Origin of the sequence: Comamonas sp. wu1-DMT (genome assembly GCF_040187805.1) — a bacterium.
Lineage (GTDB): Bacteria > Pseudomonadota > Gammaproteobacteria > Burkholderiales > Burkholderiaceae_C > Comamonas > Comamonas thiooxydans.
Map to the genome: position 1 here is coordinate 655236 of NZ_JBANEM010000001.1, position 24460 is coordinate 679695.

Genomic DNA, 24460 nt, shown 5'->3' on the forward strand with positions numbered 1-24460 from the left:
CCTCAGTGCGCCTGGCGCTTGATCAGCCCCATGGTCTTGCCGATGATGCCCAGCATGACCTCGTCGGCACCGCCGCCTATCGAGCCCAGACGCCCGTCGCGGTACAGGCGCGAGACGCGGTTGTCCCAGGTAAAGCCCATGCCACCCCAGAACTGCAGACAGGTATCGGCCACTTCACGCGTCAGCCGCCCCGACTTGAGCTTGGCCATGCTGGCCAGTTGCAGCGCATCCTGGCCCGCCATATATATCTGAGCGGCACGATAGGTCAGTGCTCGCAGCGCCTCGACTTCGGTCTGCAGCTCGGCCAGCTTGAACTGCACCCATTGCTGATCGATCAGGGTGCTGCCGAACATCTGCCGCTGCTGTGCCCACTCGATGGTCTGCTGAATGCAGTCCTCCATGGCGAGCAGGCCGCTGGCCGAGGCCCAGAGCCGCTCCTCCTGAAACTGCTGCATCTGATAGATGAAGCCCTGCCCCTCCTGCCCAACCAGATAGCGCTGCGGCACGCGCACCTCGTCAAAGAACAGCAGGCCCGTGTCCGAGGAGTTCATGCCGATCTTGCGCAGCTTCTGCGCCACTTCCACGCCTCTGGTCAGCTTGCCGCGCGGGCCCTCCCGCAGCGGCACCATGATGAGACTTTTGTTCTTGTGCACCGGTCCATCGCCGGTGTTGACCAGCATGCACATCCAGTCCGCCTGAATGCTGTTGGTGATCCACATCTTCTGGCCGCTGATGACGTAGTCGTCGCCATCCTTGCGGGCATGGCTTTTGATACCCGACACATCGCTGCCCGCACCGGGCTCGCTCACGCCTATGCAGCCCACCATATCGCCCGCGATGGCGGGCGCCAGAAACTGATCGCGCAAGGCATCGCTGCCAAAGCGTGCCAGTGCGGGCGTGCACATATCGGTCTGCACGCCAATGGCCATGGGCACGCCGCCGCAGCGGATATGGCCCAGAGTCTCGGCCATCATCAGGCTGTAAGAGTAATCCAGCCCCGAGCCGCCATAGGCTTCTGGCTTGGTCAGGCCCAGCAGGCCCAGATCGCCCAGCCCCTTGAACACCTGGTGCGCCGGGAAGATCTCCTCCTGCTCCCATTCATCGACATGAGGATTGATCTTCTCGTCGATATAGCGCTTGAGGGTCTTGCGCACTTCCAGATGTTCATGGGTCCATTGCATGGCTTGTCTCCGTCGAGTCCTGTTTGGAAGAAAAGGGAAAAGGTGCGGCACTACATGCGCGCGACCCCGAACTGCATGGGGCGCACCGTGCGCTGCTGCGCTTCGTGCAAGGTCTGCAGGCAGAACGAGAGCACTTCGCGGGTGTCGCGCGGGTCGATCACGCCGTCATCCAGCAGCAGCCCGCTGGTCACCAGCGCATCGGCCTGGGCCTCGAACATGGCCACGATCTGGTCGTACTGCTTTTGCATCAGCTCGGCATCCACAGGCAGCCCCTTGCGTGCCATGGCGGCCTCGGTGACCTGACGCATGGTGCTGGCGGCCTGCTCGCCGCCCATCACTGCCGTCTTGGCGCCGGGCCAGCTGAAAAGAAAGCGCGGCGCATAGCCGCGGCCGCACATTCCGTAGTTGCCCGCACCGAAGCTGGCCCCGCACTGGATGGTGATCTGCGGCACGGTGGCATTGGTCACGGCCTGGATCATCTTGCTGCCGTGCTTGATCATGCCGGCCTGCTCGCTGTCCTTGCCCACCATATAGCCCGTGGTGTTCTGCAGATAGATGATGGGATGACCGAGCTGGCACATCCATTGGATGAAATGCGCAGCCTTGTTGGCACCAGCCACATCGATGGGACCGTTGTTGGAGATCAGGCCCACGGCATGGCCCCCGATATGCGCCTGCGCACACAGCGTGGCCGCACCGTAGCCGGACTTGAACAGCAGCAGCTCGGAACCATCGACCAGCCGCGCCATGACTTCGTGCATATCCACTGGCTCGCGATGGTGTGCCGGCATCAGCCCCAAGAGCTCATCGGCCTGGTAAAGCGGCTCGACGATTCCTGAGCCAATAGCCTCCCGTTTGGATATATCAAGCGCTTCAGGCCTTTTCCACTGAGACAGCTGAGACACCACAGCGCGTGCCATGCCCAGGGCTTGGCGGTCGTCCTCCGCGAGATACTCGCCCAGCCCCGAGACACTGGTGTGCATCTCGGCACCACCCAGCTCTTCCTCGGTCGCAATTTCACCGGTCGCCGCCTTGAGCAAGGGCGGCCCGGCCAGAAAGGCACGCGAGCGACCGCGCACCATGATGACCACATCCGACAACCCCGGCATATAGGCACCGCCAGCCGTGCCCGAGCCATGCTGCACGGTGATGACAGGCAAACCTGCGGCCGACAACCGCGCCAGGTTGCGAAACAAGGCACCGCCCATCACAAAGCCCTCGACGCGGTAGCGCATGAGATTGGCGCCTGCACTCTCCACCAAATGAATAAAGGGCAGCTTGTTCTGCAGCGCGATCTCCTGCACGCGCAGCATCTTGTCCAGGCCTTTTTCCTGGATGGCTCCCGCCTCGATGCCCGAGTCGCTGGCCACGACCATGCAGCGCACGCCGCTGACAAAGCCGATGCCCGCCAACATGCCGCCGCCGGGCACGGATTTTTCAGGGTCTGCCCTGTCCTGCAGATAGCCTGCCAGTGAGCACAGCGGCAACCAGGGGGCACCCGGGTCCAGCAGCAAGGCCACGCGCTCGCGCGGCAGCAACTGGCCGCGCTTTTCAAACTGCGGCTTGGAGCGCTGCGATGCCTGCGCTGCGCGCTGCTCCAGCTCACGCAGCGCGGCGATGCGCGCCAGCGTGGCGGCCCGGCGCTGCTGCGCCTGCTCGCCGGCTGCATTCCATTGCGATGCAAAGACGCTCATGACTGAAACACCTTGGGAGTCTGGTAGAGAGAAAAGCCGTCAAATGCACGCACTGCGCCGCGTTGCTGCACCTCGGCACTGGCGGCCACCGGCCCCATGCCCATGCGCACCTGGGGACGGGCGCCATCGACGCGCAGCACCGTGCCGCTGATGAAACTGGCTGCGGGACTGAGCAAAAACACGATGGAGGCGGAAACCTCGGCCTCGTTGCCAAAGCGCCCCGCCGGCACAGTAGCGGGCATCTTGCGCAGCATGGCTGCCGCTTCGGGTGGGTAATGATCCATGCCGCTGGAGGCGATGTAGCCTGGAGCTATCGCATTCACACGCACGCCATGGGGCGCCCATTCCGCAGCAGCCGTCTCGGTCAAGCTGACCATGCCTGCTCGCGCCGCACCGCTGTGCCCCATGCCCGGCATGGAGCCCCACATATCGGCCACCATGTTGACGATGGAGCCACCATGCTCTGCCATGTGTTGCACAAAGCATTCGCGCGCCATGAGGAAGCCGCCTGTGAGATTGGTGTCCAGCACGGCCTGCCAGCCCTTGGCTCCGATGCTGGCCAGAGGTGCGATGTATTGCCCACCCGCGTTATTGACCAGGGCGTCGATGCGCCCGTGGCGGGCCAGAACCTCGGTCACCAGGGCTTTGACGGCAGCCTCATCCCGTATATCCGCTCTGTGCCGGCTGACTCTATCTTCCGATACTCCGGCCTGCTGCAGCTCGGCTTGAACAGCAGCCAGCTTGTCCTGATTGCGTCCCACCAAGGCAACTGTGGCGCCCAGGGATGCCAGCTCGTGCGCAACACAGCGGCCGATGCCCGAGCCGCTACCGGTCACCACAACCACCTGCCCCGCAAACAATGCGGCACGGAATACGGATCGGTACATCAGCGCTCTCCAATGAATAAGGCCAGGGCTTGCTCGGTCAACTCATCCAGCGTCAGCCCGCGGCCCTCGGTAAACCATTGAGCCGTCCAGTTCAACGCACCGAAGATCAACAGGCGCGCAATCTCGGGACTGGCCTTGAGCTTTCCCGTGTGATGCAGCGCCTGCAGTGCAGGCATCCACTGCGCCTCGTATTCGTCTTTTTGCGCCCCCACATCCACACGCTGCTCCTCGCTGAGCAGCCGCCATTCGTAAAGCATGACGGGGATAAAGTCGCTCTCTGGGCCGACCATGATCTGCAGGTGATTGCGCACCAGGGCCCGCAGGCGCTGCACACCGCTGGCACGCGCTGTCAGCCCATCGAGCGCGGCGGCCTGACTCGCTGCAGCCTGCGCCATTCCGTCACGCATGACCGCATGCAGGATGGCCTCCTTGCTCTCGAAAAAATAGAACAGGGAGCCTGGCTGCATGCCTGCGGCTGCGGCGATGTCGCGTGTGCTGGTGCCGTGAAATCCGCGCTGTCTGAACAGCTGCGCCGCGACCTTCACCAGCTCGCCACGACGCATGCTTTCATTGCGCTCATCGGCCGATTTGGGTGGCCTGCCGCGACCGCGCTTTTTTGCTATGACTGCTTCATGACTTGTTTGCATGAGACGCAGCATATCGGCCTTTGCTATTTTTACCAATCATTTGATTTGCAAAAATAACTAGGGCTTGTACGCAAGGGTTTTCAAGCAATCAGCTCTCAACCGGCCTGGCACGGTAAAGGCCTGGCGAGCTGCCCGTCCAGCCCTTGAAGGCACGCTGAAACGCCGCTGCGTCGGCAAACCCCAGGTCTGCCGCTAGCTCCGTAAAACTGACTTTGCTGGTTCCCAGACGGGAGACCGCGATGTCTCGGCGTAGCTCATCCTTGATGGCCTGAAAGGAGGTGCCCGCAGCCGCCAGCTTGCGCTGCAGCGTAGGGGCCGACATGTTCAGCTCGGCGGCCGTGGCTTCCAGCCCCGCCCACTGCGGACGCGACTGCAGCAAATGGGCATGCACACGGGCATCCACACCTTCTCCCGTACGCGGCGGCATGATGGCTGCCGCCGGCCAGCTGGCCACAAAGGTCTGCAGTGCCTGCTCGTCGCGACTGCAGACACGGGCGAGCTTGCGCGCATCAAACCAGAATGCCGAAAACGGCAGACCGAAATGCAAGGGCGCAGGAAAGGTATCGCCGTAGTCGTTGGCGTAATCAGGCTGGCCGAAGGCAAAGTCGAAGTGCTGCACCTTGAGCGTTCCGCCCATCAGCCAGGCAGTAAGCCGCCACAGCACGCGCAGGGAAAACTCATAGAGGAAATTGGGCAAGGGCTCATCGCCCACAGGGCGCAGCACAATGCCCGCCAGCGCTCCATCACGCACCAGTTGCACATCCACCTGATCCTGCAGCAGCGCATGGGCCTGGCACATGCGCTGCAACGCGGTCTCCATTCCATGCCCTGACAGGGCCTGACGCGCAATCAGCTCCAGGCTGCCGCGCTTGAGCGGTCTGGAGAACTGGCACATGGCCTCATCCCCCAGCATCTCCACCACTCGCCACATCAGCGCCACATACTGGTCTGCCGTGACTCTGGCGCCGTCCTGCGCCAGCAGCAAAGGGGCTATGCCGGCACGCAGCAGCAGCTCCTCGCAGTCATGGCCGCGTCTTCTCACCCCGGCAGCAATACCCCGCACCAACGCCATGGAGATCGTGAAAGGAATGATGGAAGCAGCAGCCATGAACAGATCACATTGAGGTCTTTTGACATACGAAAGATGCGCTCGGCAATGGGTTTGCGCATCGGTAATTCCTACGATGGCTCTCATTGCCCAACACCTGTTTGCCACTTTCCCAAGGAGCCCCCATGAGTCGCAATGTGTTTGTTGCCGGCGTAGGCATGATTCCATTTGCCAAGCCCGGAAAGAGTGATCCCTACTTCCAGATGGGCTCCAGCGCCACGTCCCTGGCGCTGGCAGATGCAGGCCTCGCGTATGACGCAGTACAGCAAGCCTATGTGGGCTATGTCTACGGTGACTCCACCGCCGGGCAGAGAGCGCTGTATGAGGTGGGCATGTCCGGCATTCCCATCATCAATGTCAACAACAACTGCTCCACCGGCTCCACCGCACTGTTCCTGGCACGTCAAGCCGTGGCCAGCGGCGCTGCCGACTGTGTGCTGGCCCTGGGGTTCGAGCAGATGACCCCTGGCGCACTGGGCTCGGTCTTCAGCGACCGGCCCAGCCCCTTTGACCGATTCGAAGCGGAAACCGATGCCCTGGTCGGCGATAACGGCGTGCCACTGGCCCTGCGCTACTTCGGCGGAGCAGGCAAGGCGCATATGGATCAGTACGGCACGCAGCTTTCCACCTTTGCCAAGATCCGCGCCAAGGCCAGCCGCCATGCAGCGCGCAATCCCCTGGCCCTGTTCCGCACCGAGGTGTCAGAGGAGGAGGTCATGGCCTCTCCCGTGATGTGGCCGGGCGTCATGACCCGGCTCATGGCCTGCCCACCGACCTGCGGCGCGGCGGCGGCCCTGCTGGTGTCGGAAGCCTATGCGCTCAAGCATGGCCTGGACCACAGCGTGCGCATCCGCGCCCAATCCATGACCACGGACAGTCCCAGAACCTTCGAGGCCCACGACATGCGCGAAGTGGTGGGCTTCAGCATGGCACAGGACGCTGCGCGCCAGGTCTATGAACAGGCCGGCATCAGCCCCCAGGACGTGGACGTAGTGGAGCTGCATGACTGCTTTGCACAGAACGAATTGCTGACCTACGAGGCCCTGGGCCTGTGCCCTGTGGGCGGCGCGGAAAAGTTTGTCTGTGACGGCGACAACACCTATGGCGGCAAGTTTGTGACCAATCCCTCGGGCGGCCTACTGTCCAAGGGCCACCCGCTGGGCGCCACCGGCCTTGCCCAGTGCACGGAGCTGGTGCAGCAACTGCGCGGCCGCGCCGATCAGCGCCAGGTTGCCAATGCCCGCCTGGCGCTGCAGCACAACCTCGGCCTCGGTGGCGCCTGCGTGGTCACCCTCTACGAGCGCGTCTGAAGGAGTGGCCAATGATTGACACCCAATGGATAGGGCATGCCCTGCCCTCTTCCGAGCTCAGCCTGGACCGCAGCCGCCTGCGCTTCTTTGCCAAGGCCATCGGTGAAAACAACGCCATCTATACCGATCTGGAAGCCGCCCGCGCAGCGGGCTACCCGGACCTGCCCGCGCCCCCCACCTTTTTGTTTGCGGCGGAGATGGACAGCGGCGCGTCCGACCTGCTCCTGCAAACCCTGAACATCCCGATCGCCAAGATCCTGCATGGCGAGCAGAGCTTCTGCTATCACCGGAGCGCCTGCGCCGGAGACCGCATCACAGTGCAGTCCAGGATCGATGACATCTACAGCAAGAAGAACGGCGCACTGGAATTTGTCGTGAAGTCATCGCGCGCTGTCAATCAGGACAACGAGTTGGTGGCCGAGATGCGCTCCGTCATCGTGGTTCGCAACTAGAAAGGGCCGGCAATGAACACCCCTCGCTACGACAAGGTCCAGGTTGGAGATGCACTGCCGACCCTCGAACTGCCCCCGATCAGCCGCACCACGCTGGCCTTGTTTGCCGGAGCCTCGGGCGACCACAACCCGATTCATATCGACACCGACTTTGCGCGCAAGGCCGGCATGCCCGATGTGTTTGCCCACGGCATGCTGGGCATGGCCTGGCTGGGGCGGCTGCTGACCAACTGGGCGCCGCAATCCAGGCTGCGCCGCTTCGACGTGCGCTTTCAGGGCATTACCCATCTGGCCAATGCGATCTCGTGCACGGGCCGCGTTATGGAAAAACGCGATGCGGACCGCAGCGTCCGCGTCGAGGTGCAAAGCAGCAACCAGCATGGCCAGACCAAGATCGCGGGCGATGCCTGGATCAGCCTGCCCTGAGAACGTATTGATTCGCCCAAGGAGACAGCAATGACAGGAAAACTCGACGGCAAGGTAGCCCTGGTTTCAGGATCGGGCCGCGGCATAGGCCGCAGCATCGCCCTCAAGCTGGCCAGCGAAGGCGCACGCCTGGTCATCAACGACCTCGATGCCGAACCCGCCAATGAGACCCTGGCCCTGATACGCGAGATGGGCGGCGAGGCCGTTGCCTGCGTGGGCAATGTCACCCACACCGACTTTGCCGAGCGCTTTGTTGGCGCCGCCGTCCAGCAATACCAGGGACTGGACATCATCGTCAACAACGCCGGCTACACCTGGGACAACGTCATCCAGAAGATGAGCGACGAGCAGTGGTACGCCATTCTCGACTGCCATCTGACGGCACCGTTTCGCATACTGCGTGCGGCCCAGCCTGTTATCAGGACCTTATCCAAGACCGAGCTGGAAGCTGGCCAGCGCGTCATGCGCAAGGTGGTCAATATCTCATCGGTAGCGGGCCTGTTCGGCAATGCGGGCCAGACCAACTACTCCGTGGCCAAGGCCGGAATCACGGGCATGACCATGACGCTGGCCAAAGAGTGGGGACGCATGAACGTCAATGTGAACTGCGTGGCATTCGGACTCATCAAGACCAGGCTGACCAACTCCGCTGCCAATGGCGAGACGGCCCACATCGAAGGCCGCGACATCAAGGTAGGCGTGAACCCCGGCCTGATGGCAGCCATGGAACAGACGATTCCCCTGGGTCGCGCCGGCACGCCCGACGAAGCGGCGGGTGCGGTCTACCTCTTTTGCCAACCCGAGTCGGACTACATCAGCGGCCAGACCTTGATGTGTACCGGCGGCCTGACAGGGGTCTGAACATGCTGCTGCCCAAACCCTTTCAACATGCCTGGATGAATGCAGATATCGATGCTTTCAGAGAGCAGGTAAGCCGCTACATAGAGCGCGAACTGGCACCCCATGTACCCGCCTGGCGCGCTCAGGGTTACGTGCCGCGCGAGATCTGGCGCGGCTTTGGCACATATGGCTTTCTGCTGCCCGAGATGGACGAGCAATGGGGTGGCGGTGGCGGCAATCTGGCCTATCAGTTGGTGGTACAGGAAGAGCTGACCAAGGCCGAGGTACATGCCATCACCAGCGTGCACACCATCGCCTCGCACTACCTGCTGGCCTATGGAACCGAGGAACAAAAGCAGCGCTGGTTGCCCAGGCTTTGCAGCGGCGAATTGCTGGCCGGCATCGCCATGACCGAACCCAGCGTGGGCTCCGACCTCAAGGCCATGCGCACACGGGCCCAGCGCGATGGCGAGCACTACGTCATCAATGGCTCCAAGACCTTCATCACCAATGGCTACACGGCCAATTTGCTGGTGGTGGCCGTGCGCACCGGAGATGCCGGAAGCGGCGGCGTATCGCTGGTGGTGCTGGAGACGGAAAACCTGCCCGGCTTTCGCGTGGGCCGCAGGCTAGGCAAGATCGGTCAACATATTTCGGACACTGCCGAGCTGTTCTTTGAAGACCTGCGCATACCCGTCAGCCACCTGCTGGGAGGCACCGAGGGGCAAGGCTTCAAGCAACTGATGAGCCAATTGCCCTATGAACGCATGCTACTGGGGGTCAGCGCCGCTGCAGCCATCGAGATGGCTGTTGCACTGACCGTGGACTACACCCAGCAACGCAAGGCATTCGGCCAGACGATTGCAGATTTCCAGAACACGCGCTTCAAGCTGGCCGAATGCGCCACCACGGCCCATGTGGTGCGCAGCTTTGTCAACGACTGCATACAGCGCCTGCTCGACGGCACTCTGGATAACGAGGCCGCCTATATGGCCAAGTGGTGGTGCAGCGAGCAGCAGTGCAAGGTGATGGATGAATGCCTGCAGCTGTTCGGCGGCTACGGCTATATGGAGGAATACCCCATCGCGCGCCTGTACACCGATGCCCGGATCCAGAAGATCTACGGCGGCGCTAACGAAATCATGAAGGACCTGATCGCCAGACGCCTTTTCGCCCAATAGCTCTCGCATTGATCGCTTTCTCTGTTTCAAGAAAGACCAGCCATGTATCTCACGCAAAGCTTGCGTCGCGCCATGCAGCAGACGCCCCATGCCACAGCCAGCATCTACAACGGTCGCAAACGCAGTTTTGCGCAACTGGGGGAGCGGGTCGCCCGCTTCGCTGGTGCGCTGCAGGCGCTGGGCGCCCAGGCCGGGGACCGGGTCGGGATTCTGAGCCTCAACTCAGACTGGTATCTGGAGTACTACATGGCCTGCTACTGGGCAGGCGTGGCCGTCAACCCCATCAATATCCGCTGGAGCGCCAACGAGATCGCCTACTCCCTCGATGATTGCGACACCCGCCTTCTGCTGGTGGATGACAGTTTTGCGCCTTTGACACCGGAGCTCCTCAAGCTGTCCCGCTCTCTGCAGACGCTGATCCATCTGGGCGATGGCCCTGCCCCGCAGAACATGCTCTCCTATGAAGCGCTGGTGGCAGACAGCAGCCCGGTTGAAGACTCCATGCGCAGCGGCGACGATCTGGCCGGCGTCTTCTATACCGGTGGCACCACTGGCTCTCCCAAGGGGGTCATGCTCTGCCATCGCAATCTCTATACCAATGCCATTTCGGGTGTGTCGTCACAGATCGTGCGCGCAGGCAGCATTGGCCTGCACGCAGCCCCCATGTTCCATCTGGCTGACGGTGCGTTCATGAATGCCCTGTTCGCCGCAGGCGGCTGCCATGTCATGGTGCCGCGCTTCGATCCTCTCGCGGTACTGCAGGCCATCGCCAGCACCGGCGTGACCGATACGCTGCTGGTGCCCACCATGATTCAAATGCTGGTGGACCACCCCGATCTGCACAAATATGATCTGAAGTCGCTGCGTCAGATGGCTTATGGAGCCTCACCCATCTCCGAGGGCCTGCTGGACCGGGCCATGCGGACCATCCCCGACGTGGATTTTGTGCAGGCCTATGGCATGACGGAGGTATCCCCCATCGCCACCATTCTTTCCCCCGAGATGCACCGCGAGCCAGGCCGAGCCAAGGGCCGCCACCGCAGCGCCGGACGCGCCACTGCCTGCACCGAGGTGCGCATCGTCGATCCCGAAGGGCGGGAGGTGCCACGTGGCGAGGTCGGTGAAATTGTGGTTCGGGGCCCCGGAGTGATGCTGGGCTACTGGAACAAGCCCGCCGAAACCGAAGCCGCCATCCGTGATGGCTGGATGCATACGGGCGATGGCGGCCGCATGGATGACGAAGGCTACGTCTTTGTCGTGGACCGCATCAAGGACATGATCGTTACCGGTGGCGAGAACGTCTACAGCATCGAGGTGGAGAGCGTTATTGCCACCCATCCTGCCGTGGCCTCGTGCGCCGTCATAGGCATTCCCCATGAGCATTGGGGCGAGCAGGTCCATGTCTTCATCGTGCTTAAGCCCGGACAGAGCCTGGAAGCCCAGGAGCTGATCCATTTCTGCAAGGAGCGCATCGCCGGCTACAAATGTCCCCGTGATGTTTCCTTTGTCGAGGCCATGCCGCTATCCGGTGCAGGCAAGATCCTCAAAACCAGCTTGCGGGCCCCGTTCTGGGCCCATCATGAAAGAAAGGTCACCTGATGTCTGATCTGGTTCTCTGGGAAGTTCGTAACGGCGTAGGTCATATGGTCCTGAACCAGCCCGAGCGGGGCAACGTGATCAGCACGGCCATGGCTCACAACCTGAAGGCAGTGGTAGAGCGGGCCTGCAACGCGGATATCGGTGCCCTGCTCATTTCCGCAAGCGGTAAGCAATTCTGCGTCGGGGGCGATATCAGCGAGTTTGGCGAACATCGCGAGCGACTGGCACCGCTGATCGGCGCCATGCTTGATCTGCTCAACCCTGTCATGCATCAGCTGGCCAGCTTGCCGCTGCCAGTCATCAGTGCCGTGCAAGGCCCTGTCGGAGGTGGCGGCATCGGGCTCGCACTGTGTGCGGACCTGGTACTGGCCAGCCGTCACATGTTTTTGCGCGGAGGGTACTCCGCCATCGGCCTGAGCCCGGATCTTGGTGTATCGGGCTATCTCACCCGCCGTGCCGGTGCTGCCAGGGCCAAATACATTCTGATGAGCAACCGCGCCGTCGCGGCCGAGGACTGTCTGCGCATGGGCCTGGTCGACGAGCTGCACGAGCCCGAACAACTGCTCACGGCGGCAACCGCGCTGGCCGAAGAGCTTGCCGGCGGTCCCACCAACTCCCTGGCGGGCATCAAAAGCCTCTGTGACTCGGCACATCGGCAAGATCTTCAGCAGCAACTGAGTGCCGAGCGCGAAGCCATGCTGGCCTGCGCCCGCTCAGGCAACAGCCTCGAAGGCGTGACTGCCTTTTTGCAAAAGCGCAAGCCCGTTTTTCAGCGTCGCTGAATCGTTTGCCTGTTTTTTAGGCGCAACAGGCAAAGCCTTGCCAGTCAAGGCTTTGCGCATTTATTCCGATATTTACCCACAGGCCAGACCACATGTTCTGGGGATAAGCACGAAGCTGGTGTGTAATCACCGACATGCCCCGATTGATTGCACCCAGCAAGGACGAAAGTGCCCTGCTCCCTCCGTTTCTGGAATTGCCCGAACATGCAATCCACATACCGCAGTCCGAAACCGAATTTGAAGCCGCCTTCAAGGCCATGAATGCCGAGCCCGTGCTCGGCTTTGACACGGAAAGCAAACCCATCTTCAATATTGGCCAGCAAGACAGCGGCCCTCATCTGGTGCAGCTTGCCACGGCCAGTCAGGTCTGGCTGCTGCAACTGCATAGGCCCATGGCTCTGGAGGTGTCGCGCATGGTGCTGGCTGCAGAACATATCTGCAAGGTCGGCTTCGGGCTCGATAACGATAAACACTCCCTGCCCCGCAGGCTGGGGGCGCCGCTGATCAATATTCAGGATCTGGACAGCCGCTTCAAGCGGCTAGGCTATGGCCCATCAGTGGGTGTGCGCGCCGCCGCAGCGCTGGTACTCCAGCAGAGCTTTCGCAAGTCCAAGCGCACCACCACCTCCAACTGGGCTGCCACAGAACTCAGCCCGGCCCAGCGGCGTTATGCCGCCAATGACGCCCATGCTCCGGTCGTGATCTATGCCCGCCTGCCCGCCTGGGAAAGCACACAACCCGTCCTTGCCCGACGCGGCCCCAGGAGTCCGAGGTCGTGAACGTTCAGCCCTCAGATCGCGAAAAGAAGCCAATCGTCAAAGCACCATAGACTCTGCGCCCGACAGCGGGATTCAGGCAAACATTTTCCATTGCAGCTCGCTCTCGTCCTGCGCAGAACTCATGACACAATCCCGCCCTGCCTTCTTGGCCTGGTATAGCAGCGCATCGGCCCGAGCCAGTGCCTGCTCGAGATCCTGTGCGGAACTGAGTGCAGCGATGCCAAAACTGGCTGTTACCCTGAGTTGCGCAGCCAATCCTCCGAGCACCTGGCTTTGCAAGCGCTCACGCACACGCTCCACAATGGCTTGCGCTTCGAACAGCTGCACTCGGGAGAGCAGCAAGACAAACTCCTCTCCGCCGAAGCGGGCAACCAGATCGCAGTCTCTGACCTGCTGAGTCAGCAACTGTGCCAGTTGCTGTAGCACCTGATCGCCGGCCGCATGGCCCCAGTTGTCGTTGATGTATTTGAAATGATCGATGTCCACGGCAACCACGGCCCAGGGCACCAGCCGCTGATCGGCCAAGCGCGACTCTGCGGCCTCCATGAAGGCGCGGCGATTGAGCAGGCGCGTCAAAGAGTCACGGTTGCGCTCTTCGCGCAATGTCGTCATCACATCCCTGACCGAGCAGGCCAGCAGTCCTACCGCAAACCACATCGCAAACAGAAGCGCTATGGCCTGGGTGAGCAACCAGTATCCAGATCGGGTCAGCTCCTGCACTTCGTGAACGGGCAACAGACTTACGGCCGCCGGCCTGAACAAGGCATAACAGACGTTGAGCCCATAGGCCCAGCGCACGCCACGCTCCAGCCAGTCCTTTGACGAATCGGCCTTGAGAAATGCCGGCATGGCCAGGGCCAGCTGCAAGGCCATGGCCAGAGCCAGGCACTGCACGCGGACCCACAAATCATTCTCGATCCGGGAAAAATAGAACAGCGCGGACAGGGCGGCGACAGCGATCAACAGGCCGCAGGGCACACTCGCCCCTGCAGCCCCCTGCCTCAGGGACACCCCTTGCGCCAGCGACCAGGTCCCCAGCAGATACAGACATGCCGTGGCGATTGCAAACTGGCTCAGCTGCGCATTGCTCATCAGGCTTTGCGCAGCCAGAGCCGTCGCAAGCAACACATAACCGCCCACCAGCCAGAGCAGGAACAGCGCACGCGGCTGTCGGCGCTGCACATACCAGCAAGCCAACAAGGCAAACCCGAACAACACCACGCAAGCCGGCGCAATCAAGGCAAAGTACAAATCTGCAGGCTGGCCCAATTTAGGTTCTCCGCGCAGGAAACTGTGAATTCAACGTCGTCCATTCTCCGGCGAGAAGTATCTCCAATATTCCAATACAGCGCTCGCTTTCACTCTGGCATAAGCACATAGCCATTAGGTCGTTCTCCTGAGTCAACGTCCTGCCCATAATCAATGACGCCAAAGCCCGGGCTGTGGCGTTCGAATAACTTGCCAAAGAGACACACACATGCGCATAGAGACACTCGCCGTACATGCCGGCTATTCCCCCGACCCCACCACCAAGGCTGTGGCCGTGCCCATCTACCAGACGGTGGCCTACGCGTTTGACAGCGCCCAGCATGGCGCCGATCTGTTTGATCTGAAGGTCCCGGGCAATATCTACACGCGCATCATGAATCCCACCACCGACGTGCTGGAAAAGCGCGTCGCGGCGCTCGAAGGCGGCATTGCCGCACTGGCCGTGGCATCGGGCATGGCTGCCATCACCGCCGCCATCCAGACCCTGGCCGAAACGGGTGACAACATCGTGTCGGCCAGCACGCTCTACGGCGGCACCTACAACCTGTTTGCCCACACCTTCCCGCAGCAAGGCATCGAGGTGCGCTTTGCCGATCCGCGCGATCCGGCCAGCTTCGGCAAGCTGATCGATGCAAGGACCAAGGCGGTATTCATCGAGTCCATCGGCAACCCGCTGGGCAATGTGACCGATATCCGCGCTCTGGCCGATGTGGCCCACCGGCACGGCGTGCCGCTGATCGTCGACAACACCGTGCCCTCTCCCTATCTGTTGCGCCCGTTCGAGCATGGCGCTGACATCGTCGTGCATTCGCTGACCAAATACCTGGGCGGCCACGGCACCAGCGTTGGCGGGGCGATCGTGGACAGCGGCAAGTTCCCCTGGGCGGAGCACAAGGCCCGCTTCAAGCGCCTGAACGAACCCGACGTCAGCTATCACGGCGTGGTCTACACTGAAGCACTGGGCCCCGCCGCCTTCATCGGCCGCGCCCGCGTCGTTCCGCTGCGCAATATGGGCGCCGCCATCTCGCCGCAGAACGCCTTCCAGATTCTGCAAGGCATCGAAACCCTGGCCCTGCGTATGGACCGCATCTGCGAAAACACGCAGAAGATTGCAGAAACGCTGCAAAAACACCCCAAGGTGGAATGGGTGCGCTATGCAGGCCTGAAAGACCACCCCGACCATGCCATCGTGCAAAAACAGTCTGGCGGCCGCGCATCGGGCATTCTGTCGTTCAGCCTCAAGGGCAGCGAAGGCCGTGCGGCCGGAGCACGCTTCCTGGACGCCTTGCAGCTGTTCACGCGCCTGGTCAATATCGGCGATGCCAAGTCGCTGGCCACCCACCCCGCTTCAACCACGCACCGTCAGCTGGATGCGGACGAACTGGCCAAGGCCGGCGTGACCGAAGGCATGGTGCGCCTGTCCGTGGGCATTGAGCATATTGACGATCTGCTGGCCGACCTGAACCAGGCGTTGAAACAGGTCTGAAGCGGGCTGAGACTCCGGCGCGCGACTTCAGGCATCGCGCGCCAGTCGCAGCCCCGTCATCTGCCAGCGAGCCATTGCGGGAAAGAAGTTGCGATAGGTCAGCCGCGCATGACCGGCAGGCGTGAGGCAGGAGCCGCCGCGCAGCACATACTGGTTGACCATGAACTTGCCGTTGTACTCCCCCACAGCCCCCTCAGCCACACGAAAGCCCGGGTAGGCGGCATAGGACGAATGCGTCCACTCCCAGACCTGGCCGATTGCGGCTCCCGCACGGGTGCCTGCAACCTCGGGGTGCAGACGGCCAGGCTCGCCGAAGCGGGACGCAGGCCAGGCCAGCCTGCCCATTGCCACCTCCCACTCCATCTCCGTCGGCAGGCGCGCACCGGCCCAGCGCGCATAGGCATCAGCCTCGAAATAGGAGATATGGCAGGCAGGCCTCAGTGCATGCAGAGCCGTCACGCCATACAGGCTGAACTCCTGCCAGCCCGCAGCATCTTCAGCTTGCCTCCAGTACCAGGGGTGGCTCAGTTGCTGGGCCTGGCACCAGTCCCAGCCTTCGGCCAACCACCATTGAGGCTGGCTGTAGCCGCCATCCAGCACAAAGCGCAGAAACTCGCCATTGTTCACGGGCCTCGATGCAATCTGCGCAGCTTGCACATAGACACTGTGCCTAGGCATTTCATTGTCAAACGCAAAGCTGCCGCCGCCATGACCCATGCTGTAGATGCCCGCCTCAAGCGGCAGCCATGTGAGATCAGCATAGGCCTGCACGCAATTCTCCTCTGCCACCCCATCTGACGCATAAGCAGGCCAGAGCGGGTGACAAGAAAGCAAATGCTTGATATCGGTGAGCATCAACTCCTGATGCTGCTGCTCGTGCTGCAAGCCCAATGCGACGAGCTGAGCAACGGCCTGCTGAGTCGTCGGACTTTTCTCTTTCATGGCGGCCATCAGCGCCAGCATCTGCTCATCCACCACAGCGCGATAGGCCATGACCTGCGCCAGAGCCGGTCTGGTCAACAAGCCCCTCTGGGCTCTGGGATGGCGTGCACCCACCTGCTGGTAATAGGAGTTGAATAGCATGCGAAAACTGCCGTCAAAAGCCTGATGCCCTGGCTGGTGCACGGCCAGTACAAAGGTTTCGAAGAACCAGCTGGTATGGGCCAGATGCCATTTGGCAGGACTGGCATCCGGCATGGATTGCACGCAGGCATCTTCTGCAGACAAGGGCGCAGCCAGCTTTTGCGTGCAGGCCCTCACCCGCTCGAACTGCTGCGCCAGCACTATCCAGTCCCCGGCAGCAGGTGTCATGAAAAATGGCAGCGCCATGGTTTCAGGCATGGGCATGAATGACGGCAAACCATTGCTGCTCATCGGTCCAGACCCTGGGCGCGGCAAATCCCGCGCAAGCCAGCATGGAGAGGAAATCGGACAGCGGGTATTTGTAGCTGTTCTCCGTATGGATGGTCTCGCCCTGAGCAAAATAGCGCAGGCCCTGAGGCCAGCACACCATGACGGGGCGACGGGCGCGCAAATGCATCTCTATCCGCGATGTCCGGCTGTCGAAGCGCGCCTCATGCGCCCAGTCCTGAAGATTGAAATCGCTGCCCAGCAGACGGTTCACATGATTGAGCACATTGAGATTGAATTCGGCTGTGACGCCCTGCTCATCGTCGTAAGCGGCTATCAGAACCGGTACCGGCTTGGGCAGATCAATGCCAATCAGCAGCCCGCCGTCGCCCCCCAGAAGTGAATGCATATGTCCGAGCATATGCAAAGCCTGCTGCGTATCGAAGTTGCCGATCGAGGAGCCAGGATAGAACAGCTCACGCCGCGTCTGTGGCACGCCTGACGGCAAATGCCAGTCCCCCGTGAAATCCGCCGCAACTGCACGAGCCGTAAGTCGCGGGAAGTCGTGCTCCAGCCTGGCCACAGCGGCCTGCAGAAACTCGACCGCAATATCCACTCCCAGAAACTGCTGCGGCCCCACGCTGCGGCACAGGCGCCGCACTTTTTCGCAATTGCCCGCTCCCAGCTCTATCAACACCTGGCAACCCGCCATGGCTTGGGCGATCTCCAGGTCATAGCGAGCCATGATGGCAGCCTCGGTTCTTGTGGGGTAGTACTCGGGCAGCTCGGTTATCTGCTCAAACAGGGCGCAGCCATGCGCGTCATATAGGAACTTGGGAGAAATCTGCGCCTGCCGCTGCATCAGCCCCTGCGCCAGCTCATAGCGCAGATGCGTCGGGGGGGGTATACGCGTCCATGAAGCTGCAACCCTCGTCCTGAAGCGGTGGAGGTCTCAACGAGGACGCCAGAGGCAATGGAATGCGCCCTGCGCGTGATGCAAACTCTATCGATGCTGCCTGCCTGTCCGGTGTCGCGCGCATGCTGATCCTCCTGATGAGCTGATCGCGCGATGCAGCCATTGCCCGCGCCATCACTGCCAAGCCTGCTTTAGACCCTCAGCCTAGCGCGGCCGGCAATCGGCAGAAGTAGGACTGAAGCCAGCGATCCTTTTACTGCATGCACATGCAGCAATGCTGACAAAGTCAATACTGGTCAAAGAATTCAGCAAAAAAAATCGGTACCCCGCGCTGGCGGAATACCGATCTAAACATACACCCTAGCCTCCGAAGTCATCAGGCCATGCCGACCTGCTGACTCCGATGCACCGCAGAGCCTGCGGTGCGTGCCTCGCCTGCGGGAAGAAGGCCGCAGACAAGAACACTCTTTGCCGTGAAGCTATCAGAAGCGATAGCCCACGCCCACGCCCACCAGCCATGGGTCAACCTTGAACTTGGTGTTTTCAAACACGCCTGCACCTGTGATCTTGGTACCCAGATACACCTTCTTGATGTCGAAGTTCAGTGACCAGTTCTTGTCCAGCGCATAGTCGAAGCCAACCTGCAGCGCGCCGCCAAAGCTGTTCTTCTTCACGGTCACGGCACCATCCAGGATGTCCACGTTCGAGAAGCGTGTGTAGTTCACGCCAGCCCCCACATAAGGCTTGAAGGCCCCAAAGTTGGTGAAGTGGTACTGCGCCAGCAAGGTGGGGGGCAGATGCTTGAGCGAACCGATCTTGCCGCCATTCAGGCGCACATCATGCTTTTGAGGATAGGTCAGCACCAGTTCTGCCGCGATGTTGGGCGTGAAGAAGTAGGACACGTCCAGCTCAGGCATCCACTTGTTGTTGATGCTCACGCCTGCGTCTCCGGCAGCGCCACCGTTGTCGCTATCCAGATGCAGAGCACGCACGCGAACCTGCCAAGGGCTGGAGCCGTCAAACGAAGATTGGGCAAAAGCGGTACCGGCCGTCAGGGCGCTGGCAACAGCAGCAATCGCGATCAGAGTCTTTTTCATGGGTTCTTTCCTTGAAGAATTGGGTGAGAGCAATGCTTTGCATCCCTTGGCATCCATTGAAACAAAGCCACTGCCACACGGGTTTGTCCCAGGTCAACCCGCACACCAACACCGCAAAGAAAAAAGCGGACGTTGCCCATCGGCCACGTCCGCCCAGGATACTGATGAAGCGCAAAAATTTGCGTCAGCAGTGATGGTAGTCGTCAATTCGGATGAGCCACCCTGGCTGGTCGCAGCTTGTGCCACAACTCCACGCACACCACAACCGCACCGCCAATGACGGCCCCAACCAGCACATGCACCAACACCGGTCCCAGCGCTGCAACAATACCGCCCGTGGGCACAATCACCTGCTCTATCCAATGTTCGACCGGCTCTATGCCGTGCGCCAGCAAGCTACCTCCCACCATGAACATGGCAGCCGTGCCCACGATGGACAGCCCGCGCATCAGCCACGGGGTAAAAGCAATCAGACCACGGCCCATGGCCTTGGCAGTGCTGCTACTCTTGGCCATCAGCCAGCCGCCCACGTCATCCATGCGCACGATCCCGGCCACCAGTCCATAGACGAACACGGTGATGGCCAGAGCTACAGCGATCAGCACCGAGGCCTGCTCCCAGATGGGTTTGGCGGACACCGTACCCAGCGCAATCGCCATGATTTCGGCCGACAAGATAAAGTCCGTGCGCACGGCCCCCTTGACCTTCTGCTTCTCGTACTCCATCGGGTCCATCTGCTTTTCACGCGCGGCACGCACCGATGAAGGCGCAACACCTTTATGGGCCGCCTCCTCGGCATCCACCACGGCATCATGCGCATCATGCTTTTGATGCTTGTGAAACAGCTCAAGGATCTTCTCCACGCCTTCAAAGCACAGAAAAGCGCCCCCCACCATCAGCAAGGGCGTGATCAACCAGGGCACAAAAGCGCTGATCAACAGCGCCGCCGGCACCAGGATGGCCTTGTTCATCAATGAACCTTTGGCCACTGCCCAGACCACGGGCAGCTCCCGGTTGGCCTTCACTCCCGTGACCTGCTCGGCATTGAGAGCCAGGTCATCGCCCAGCACGCCGGCCGTCTTCTGCACCGCAACCTTGGTCTGGGTAGCCACATCGTCCAGAATTGCCGTGCTCTTGCCTGCCGCGGTCTTGGTCATCAAGGCCACGTCGTCGAGCAAGCTAGCAATATCGTCTAGCAACATCAAAAGGCCGGCACCTGCCATCGCTTCTCCCGCTGGTTTGCAAAATCGCCATCATGCCTGCAAACCGTGCCACGATTGCGACAGGAAGTTGCCAATCGCCTACGCGATCAGCACGGCCAAGGCTTTGCAGCGACAATGAGCGCCCTCATCGAACGGAAACCCTGTGACTCAAGCCATCGCTCATGCCGAACTGATTGCCAGCTACCGCAAACTTGCCGCAGAGGCCGCCAAGAAGGCCGCGCTGGTCAAGGCCGCCGCAGGCAAAGGCCCCAAGACCATTGCAACGGTCAGCGAAACCGCTGCCAAGGCCGCGCGCCGCCGTGATGTGATGGCCGCCAGGCTGGCCAAACTCGGCGTCGTTCTGCCGGGCTGAGCCCCAACAAGCAGCCTTCTTCGGGCAGTCCTCTTATTTGCTGATCTTGAAGCCCTGTGTCGCCGCCCAGGCTGCCACATCGTCGCGACGGATGGCCGCAGCCATAAGCTGTGGAAAGGCATCGGGGGTACAGGCAAACGAGGGCACGCCCAGTGCCGCCAGCTTGGCCGCCAGTTCCGCGTCATAGGCCGGTGCGCCCTCGTCGCTGAGCGCCAGCAGCGTAATGAACTGCACGCCTGCTTCCACCAGCTCGTTGGCGCGGCGCAGCAGGCCCGACTCCACACCGCCCTCGTAGAGGTCGGAGATCAGCACCAGAATGCTGTTGCGCGGCTCGCTGATCAGTCCCTGGCAATAGCCGACCGCACCATTGATATCGGTGCCGCCGCCCAGTTGCACGCCAAACAGCACATCCACGGGGTCGTCGAGCTTTTCCGTCAGATCAACCACGGCCGTATCAAACACCACCAGCTTGGTGGCTACGGCCGGCAGGCTGGCCATCACCGCACCAAAGATGCTGGAATAGACCACCGAGTTAGCCATGGAGCCGCTCTGGTCAATGCACAGAATCACCTCGCGCTGCGGGCGGCGCGCCTTGCGCCCATAACCGATCAGCGTCTCTGGAACAATGGTCTTGTACTCGGGCTGCCAATGGCGCAGGTTGGCGCGTATGGTGCGATTCCAGTCGATTTCTGCATGCCGCGGGCGTCGGTTGCGCTGGCTGCGATCCAGCGCCCCGGCCACGGCACTGCGCATGGGCTCCTCGAGCTTTTTCATCAGCTCGTCCACCACCTTGCGCACCACCAGCCGCGCCGTGGCCTTGGTGTTCTGCGGAATCACCGAGCCCAGCGAAATCAGGTCCGCCACCAGATGCACATCGGGCTGCACGTTCTCCAGCATCTCGGGCTGCAGCAGCAGCTCGCGCAGATTCAGGCGCTCCATGGCATCGCGCTGCATGACCTGCACGACCTGGCTCGGAAAGTATTTGCGGATATCGCCCAGCCAGCGCGATACCGAAGGCGAGGAGTTGCCGCGTCCGCCCTTGCGCGATGCCAGCTTGCTGTCTTCCTCATACAAGGCGGCCAGCGCCTGGTCCATCTCCTGCAAGCGGCCCGTCACACCGCCGCAACTGGCGTCAGCGGGGCTACCCAGCACCATGCGCCAGCGCTGCAGCCGCGTAGTGGGCTGCAGCTCTTCGGACTCCTGTTGCGGCTCGGTCGCCAAGTTTGCTGTTTGCTTCATCGTCACACCTTGGCCGCGGCCGCATCAAATTCGGTAGCTGCCTGGGCTTGCCCCATCAGCGCCTGTGGCAGATTCAAGCCCAGCAACTCATTGAGCACGGGCAAGGCCAGCAAGGCACGCGACTCATCCCAGGGCGCGGCATCGTCCGCAGCACCTACGGCAGGATCGGGTGCCGCAACGCCTCCCACAGGCGTTCGCTTGACCTTGTCGCCCAGGCTTTGGCGCTCGTGATTGCTGAAGCTCGAGAAGCTACGCCGCACCAGCGGCAGAATCTGGGCAAACTGCACCTCGCCCAGACCACTGAGCCAGGCATCGACAGCACCCCAGATGGACTCGTCATGCAGCAACACCAGCGCCTGCTGGTTCAGAAAACCGTCCAGCCAGGCCGCCACATCCATGGGCGCCGCACCCAGTGAAAGATTGCGGTTGAACTGGCGCACGATCTCGGCGCTTTCCAGCAACTGCTCGTCCAGCAGCAAACGGCAAGCCATGCCGCGCAGCAGTGCCGCTGCGGCATCCCCCATGGCCAAGCTGCGCAGTGCCAGGCGCCAGGCATCCACCGCTTGCTGCGCCTCGCCGTTGCTGGTGCGCAACCGCAGTGCCTCGTGGGCCGCCAGCACCTTGGTCTTCATGGCGACCGCAGCATCCTCGTCCATGGCCATGCAGGCGACAGGCAGGCCGATGGCGGCGCGCAGCATCAGCGAATCGATCACGCCGGCCAGCAGGGCTGTATCCGTCTGGCGCACACTGCCATAGCGATAGACATTGGCCAGTGGCGGCAAGGCCTGCAGCAACTGGGCCACATCACCCGTGGTGGCTGCACGCTGGGCCAGTGTGGCAATCAGGGCCTCGACCAGCTGCGGCAAATCGGCCAGCAGCGCATCATCGATGGCCTGCGCGATTTCGGGCAGCGAGGTCTCGGGGGTCAGGCTGGAGCGCAGCCTGGCCGTGGCGGCCTGGGCCACGGTCGCTCCGTGCACGCTGGCCTCGATGATGCGCACCGCCAGCTCGGGCTCCCACTGCAGCTGCCAGCTTTCGCGGAAAGTGCCCCGGTTGCGCTGGGCATCGGTGGCGCGAACGCCCAGTCAATGCCGAGCAGTCTCAGACGGTGCAGAAAATGGCTGCGTGCCAGATCCATGTCCTTGCGCAAATCCAGCGCCAGCAGCTTGCTTGCCGCCTCGGGCTTGAGGCGCAGCGACTTCTGCTGCTGCTCGATATCGCGCTGCAGCGGCACCTGGGGTACATCGGCGGGCACCTGGCCCAGCACATGACCGACGGTCAGCTCCTCATCGATCAACCTGAGCGGTGCGTCCTCGCCCATGCAGATCACGGTGACTATGGCCTCGTTGATTTCGTCCAGGCCGGGCACGGGCTGGCCGCGCAGCGCCGCCAAGCCCTCGGCCAGACGCGTGGCCTCGATGATGTGGGCGCTGGAACAGTCCAGATCCTTGTCGCGCAGCAGATGGGCCACGCGCGTCAGCCAGCCCGCCGTGCGCAGCGTGGCTGGAGAAACGTCGTTTTTGATAGCTGCTTGCGCTTTACCATCAAGCGTTTGAGGCTGATTTGACTCAAAACCCGGGGACGATTGATAGCACTGCCACAGATGCTGGTACCAACCCGGAGAAGTCACACCCGCGCCATAGCCGCTGCTGCTGGCCAGATTGCGATAAGTCCAGGGGGCCCAGGTCGCCATCACCTTGGCCTTGGGCAGGCCCTTGAGCAGGGCGCTATCTGCCTTGGCCGTCACGCTGGCCTTGAGCGCCGGCACATGCCAGGCGCCACAAACCACGGCAATGCGCTGGTGACCGGCCTTGATCGCCTCGCGAATGCACTGGCGCATATGGGCTTCGCGCAGTGCTTCGCGCTTCATGTATTCCTCGCCACGCCAATGTTCGCCGTCCTTGGCCAGCTCTTCGCGAGCTGCCGTCATCACCTCGCCAATGCTCTCGAACAGTGCTTCGCTGTCGCCTCGCTCCTCGACCAGACGGTTCCACCAGCTCTCGCCATCGTCAAAGCCTGCGGCATGGGCCAGCCAGTCCAGCGGATCGCGGTGCAGGTGTTGAGGAGCCGGTGCCGGGAGGTCCAGCTGCAGCTCATGCTCATCGCCGTCCTGCATATCGGCAAGCGTCGCGGCCTCCCCGACATCTGGTGCATCCTGCTCCGAGTCCGGGACAGCCACCGACAGCATCGCCTCCTCGGCCTCCTGTGCGGCCTTCTTCAGTGCTTCGCGTCGTGCAAACTCGATGGCCATGCCATGGGTCTGCGGCAGGTCGATGAAGCGGGTTGCAACACCCCGGCGACTGGCCCACTGCAATGCCTGCCATTCGGGTGAGAACTCGGCAAACGGATAGAACGCAGCCTGGCTGGGCTCGTCCTGCATATAGACCAGCATGGCCACGGGCGGGCGCAGCTCGGCGCTTTGCAGCATGGGCAGCAGCGCCTCCCCCTCGGGCGGGCCTTCCACCAGCAGGCAATCGGGCTGCAAGGCCTCAAGCGCCTGCAGCAGACTGCGAGCGCAGCCCGGGCCGTGATGGCGTATGCCAAAGAAATGAACAGAATCAGCGGAAGTGGCCATGGGCTTGTCAGACGGCTCAAGAAAGGGATGGCAAGGTCTCTGGCAGTGAAGACAGCTCAGCCCATCA

At 62.0% G+C, this 24460-nt stretch carries 20 protein-coding genes and 2 pseudogenes; 10 read left to right on the forward strand and 12 right to left on the reverse strand.

The window, feature by feature from the left end:
- Positions 1-2: 2 nt before the first annotated feature.
- The 5 genes from V8Z78_RS03015 to V8Z78_RS03035 form a co-directional block, all read right to left on the reverse strand.
- On the reverse strand, positions 3-1181 hold the full coding sequence (locus V8Z78_RS03015) for an acyl-CoA dehydrogenase family protein (RefSeq protein ID WP_046460725.1): 1179 nt from the start codon (positions 1179-1181) through the stop codon (positions 3-5).
- Between the two features lie 50 nt (positions 1182-1231).
- A complete protein-coding gene (locus V8Z78_RS03020) occupies positions 1232-2875 on the reverse strand; it encodes an acyl-CoA carboxylase subunit beta (protein ID WP_046460724.1) in 1644 nt (547 codons plus the stop codon).
- The gene (locus V8Z78_RS03025) at positions 2872-3762 is read right to left on the reverse strand and encodes an SDR family oxidoreductase (RefSeq protein ID WP_046460723.1); all 891 of its coding nucleotides are present in this window, start codon (positions 3760-3762) and stop codon (positions 2872-2874) included. Before V8Z78_RS03025 ends, V8Z78_RS03020 begins: the two co-directional genes overlap by 4 nt.
- Positions 3762-4409, reverse strand: a complete 648-nt coding sequence (locus V8Z78_RS03030) for a TetR/AcrR family transcriptional regulator (RefSeq protein WP_223305635.1) — start codon at positions 4407-4409, stop codon at positions 3762-3764. Before V8Z78_RS03030 ends, V8Z78_RS03025 begins: the two co-directional genes overlap by 1 nt.
- Positions 4410-4497: 88 nt before the next feature.
- Positions 4498-5517 carry an AraC family transcriptional regulator gene (locus V8Z78_RS03035; protein ID WP_349730857.1) on the reverse strand — a complete coding sequence of 340 codons (1020 nt, stop codon included), beginning with the start codon at positions 5515-5517 and terminating at the stop codon, positions 4498-4500.
- 125 nt (positions 5518-5642) lie between these two features.
- Here V8Z78_RS03035 and V8Z78_RS03040 point away from each other — a divergent pair, with 125 nt between their 5' ends.
- The 8 genes from V8Z78_RS03040 to V8Z78_RS03075 all read left to right on the forward strand — a co-directional run bounded on the left by V8Z78_RS03040 (position 5643) and on the right by V8Z78_RS03075 (position 12886).
- Complete coding sequence (locus V8Z78_RS03040; RefSeq protein ID WP_046460721.1) at positions 5643-6827, forward strand: lipid-transfer protein; 1185 nt, start codon at positions 5643-5645, stop codon at positions 6825-6827.
- Positions 6828-6838: 11 nt separating this feature from the next.
- Positions 6839-7279, forward strand: a complete 441-nt coding sequence (locus tag V8Z78_RS03045; protein WP_003069760.1) for a MaoC family dehydratase N-terminal domain-containing protein — start codon at positions 6839-6841, stop codon at positions 7277-7279.
- Positions 7280-7291: 12 nt separating this feature from the next.
- Complete coding sequence (locus tag V8Z78_RS03050) at positions 7292-7705, forward strand: MaoC family dehydratase (protein WP_046460720.1); 414 nt, start codon at positions 7292-7294, stop codon at positions 7703-7705.
- A gap of 30 nt (positions 7706-7735) precedes the next feature.
- Complete coding sequence (locus V8Z78_RS03055) at positions 7736-8566, forward strand: SDR family NAD(P)-dependent oxidoreductase (RefSeq protein ID WP_012837845.1); 831 nt, start codon at positions 7736-7738, stop codon at positions 8564-8566.
- Positions 8567-8568: 2 nt separating this feature from the next.
- Positions 8569-9726, forward strand: a complete 1158-nt coding sequence (locus V8Z78_RS03060) for an acyl-CoA dehydrogenase family protein (RefSeq protein WP_003069755.1) — start codon at positions 8569-8571, stop codon at positions 9724-9726.
- 42 nt (positions 9727-9768) lie between these two features.
- Positions 9769-11325: an acyl-CoA synthetase gene (locus V8Z78_RS03065; RefSeq protein ID WP_046460719.1), complete on the forward strand. Its 1557-nt coding sequence runs from the start codon at positions 9769-9771 to the stop codon at positions 11323-11325.
- Complete coding sequence (locus V8Z78_RS03070) at positions 11325-12107, forward strand: enoyl-CoA hydratase/isomerase family protein (RefSeq protein ID WP_003069750.1); 783 nt, start codon at positions 11325-11327, stop codon at positions 12105-12107. Before V8Z78_RS03065 ends, V8Z78_RS03070 begins: the two co-directional genes overlap by 1 nt.
- 134 nt (positions 12108-12241) lie before the next feature.
- Positions 12242-12886: a 3'-5' exonuclease gene (locus tag V8Z78_RS03075; protein WP_012837841.1), complete on the forward strand. Its 645-nt coding sequence runs from the start codon at positions 12242-12244 to the stop codon at positions 12884-12886.
- 72 nt (positions 12887-12958) lie between these two features.
- On the opposite strand, the gene V8Z78_RS03080 is transcribed toward V8Z78_RS03075, so the two are convergent.
- Positions 12959-14155 (reverse strand): GGDEF domain-containing protein, encoded by a 1197-nt coding sequence (locus tag V8Z78_RS03080; RefSeq protein WP_003069744.1) that lies wholly within the window; start codon positions 14153-14155, stop codon positions 12959-12961.
- A gap of 208 nt (positions 14156-14363) precedes the next feature.
- On the opposite strand from V8Z78_RS03080, the gene V8Z78_RS03085 reads away from it, so the two are divergent.
- Positions 14364-15641, forward strand: a complete 1278-nt coding sequence (locus V8Z78_RS03085; protein WP_003069743.1) for an O-acetylhomoserine aminocarboxypropyltransferase/cysteine synthase family protein — start codon at positions 14364-14366, stop codon at positions 15639-15641.
- A 27-nt stretch (positions 15642-15668) separates the two neighbouring features.
- On the opposite strand, the gene egtB is transcribed toward V8Z78_RS03085, so the two are convergent.
- The 4 genes and pseudogenes from egtB to V8Z78_RS03105 all read right to left on the reverse strand — a co-directional run bounded on the left by egtB (position 15669) and on the right by V8Z78_RS03105 (position 20227).
- Complete coding sequence (gene egtB / locus V8Z78_RS03090; protein WP_279087721.1) at positions 15669-16988, reverse strand: ergothioneine biosynthesis protein EgtB; 1320 nt, start codon at positions 16986-16988, stop codon at positions 15669-15671.
- Positions 16975-17908, reverse strand: a pseudogene (gene egtD, locus V8Z78_RS03095) (L-histidine N(alpha)-methyltransferase). Before egtD ends, egtB begins: the two are co-directional and overlap by 14 nt.
- Positions 17909-18389: 481 nt before the next feature.
- Positions 18390-19004, reverse strand: coding sequence for an OmpW/AlkL family protein (locus V8Z78_RS03100; protein WP_003069736.1), 615 nt, complete (start codon positions 19002-19004; stop codon positions 18390-18392).
- A gap of 203 nt (positions 19005-19207) precedes the next feature.
- Positions 19208-20227, reverse strand: coding sequence for a DUF808 domain-containing protein (locus V8Z78_RS03105; RefSeq protein ID WP_046460716.1), 1020 nt, complete (start codon positions 20225-20227; stop codon positions 19208-19210).
- A 142-nt stretch (positions 20228-20369) separates the two neighbouring features.
- Here V8Z78_RS03105 and V8Z78_RS03110 point away from each other — a divergent pair, with 142 nt between their 5' ends.
- A complete protein-coding gene (locus V8Z78_RS03110) occupies positions 20370-20579 on the forward strand; it encodes a hypothetical protein (RefSeq protein ID WP_046460715.1) in 210 nt (69 codons plus the stop codon).
- Between the two features lie 33 nt (positions 20580-20612).
- Here V8Z78_RS03110 and V8Z78_RS03115 read toward each other — a convergent pair whose 3' ends face one another.
- A complete protein-coding gene (locus V8Z78_RS03115) occupies positions 20613-21818 on the reverse strand; it encodes a VWA domain-containing protein (RefSeq protein ID WP_046460714.1) in 1206 nt (401 codons plus the stop codon).
- A 2-nt stretch (positions 21819-21820) separates the two neighbouring features.
- Positions 21821-24393 (reverse strand): annotated as a pseudogene (locus tag V8Z78_RS03120) (DUF5682 family protein).
- Positions 24394-24460: the final 67 nt, after the last annotated feature.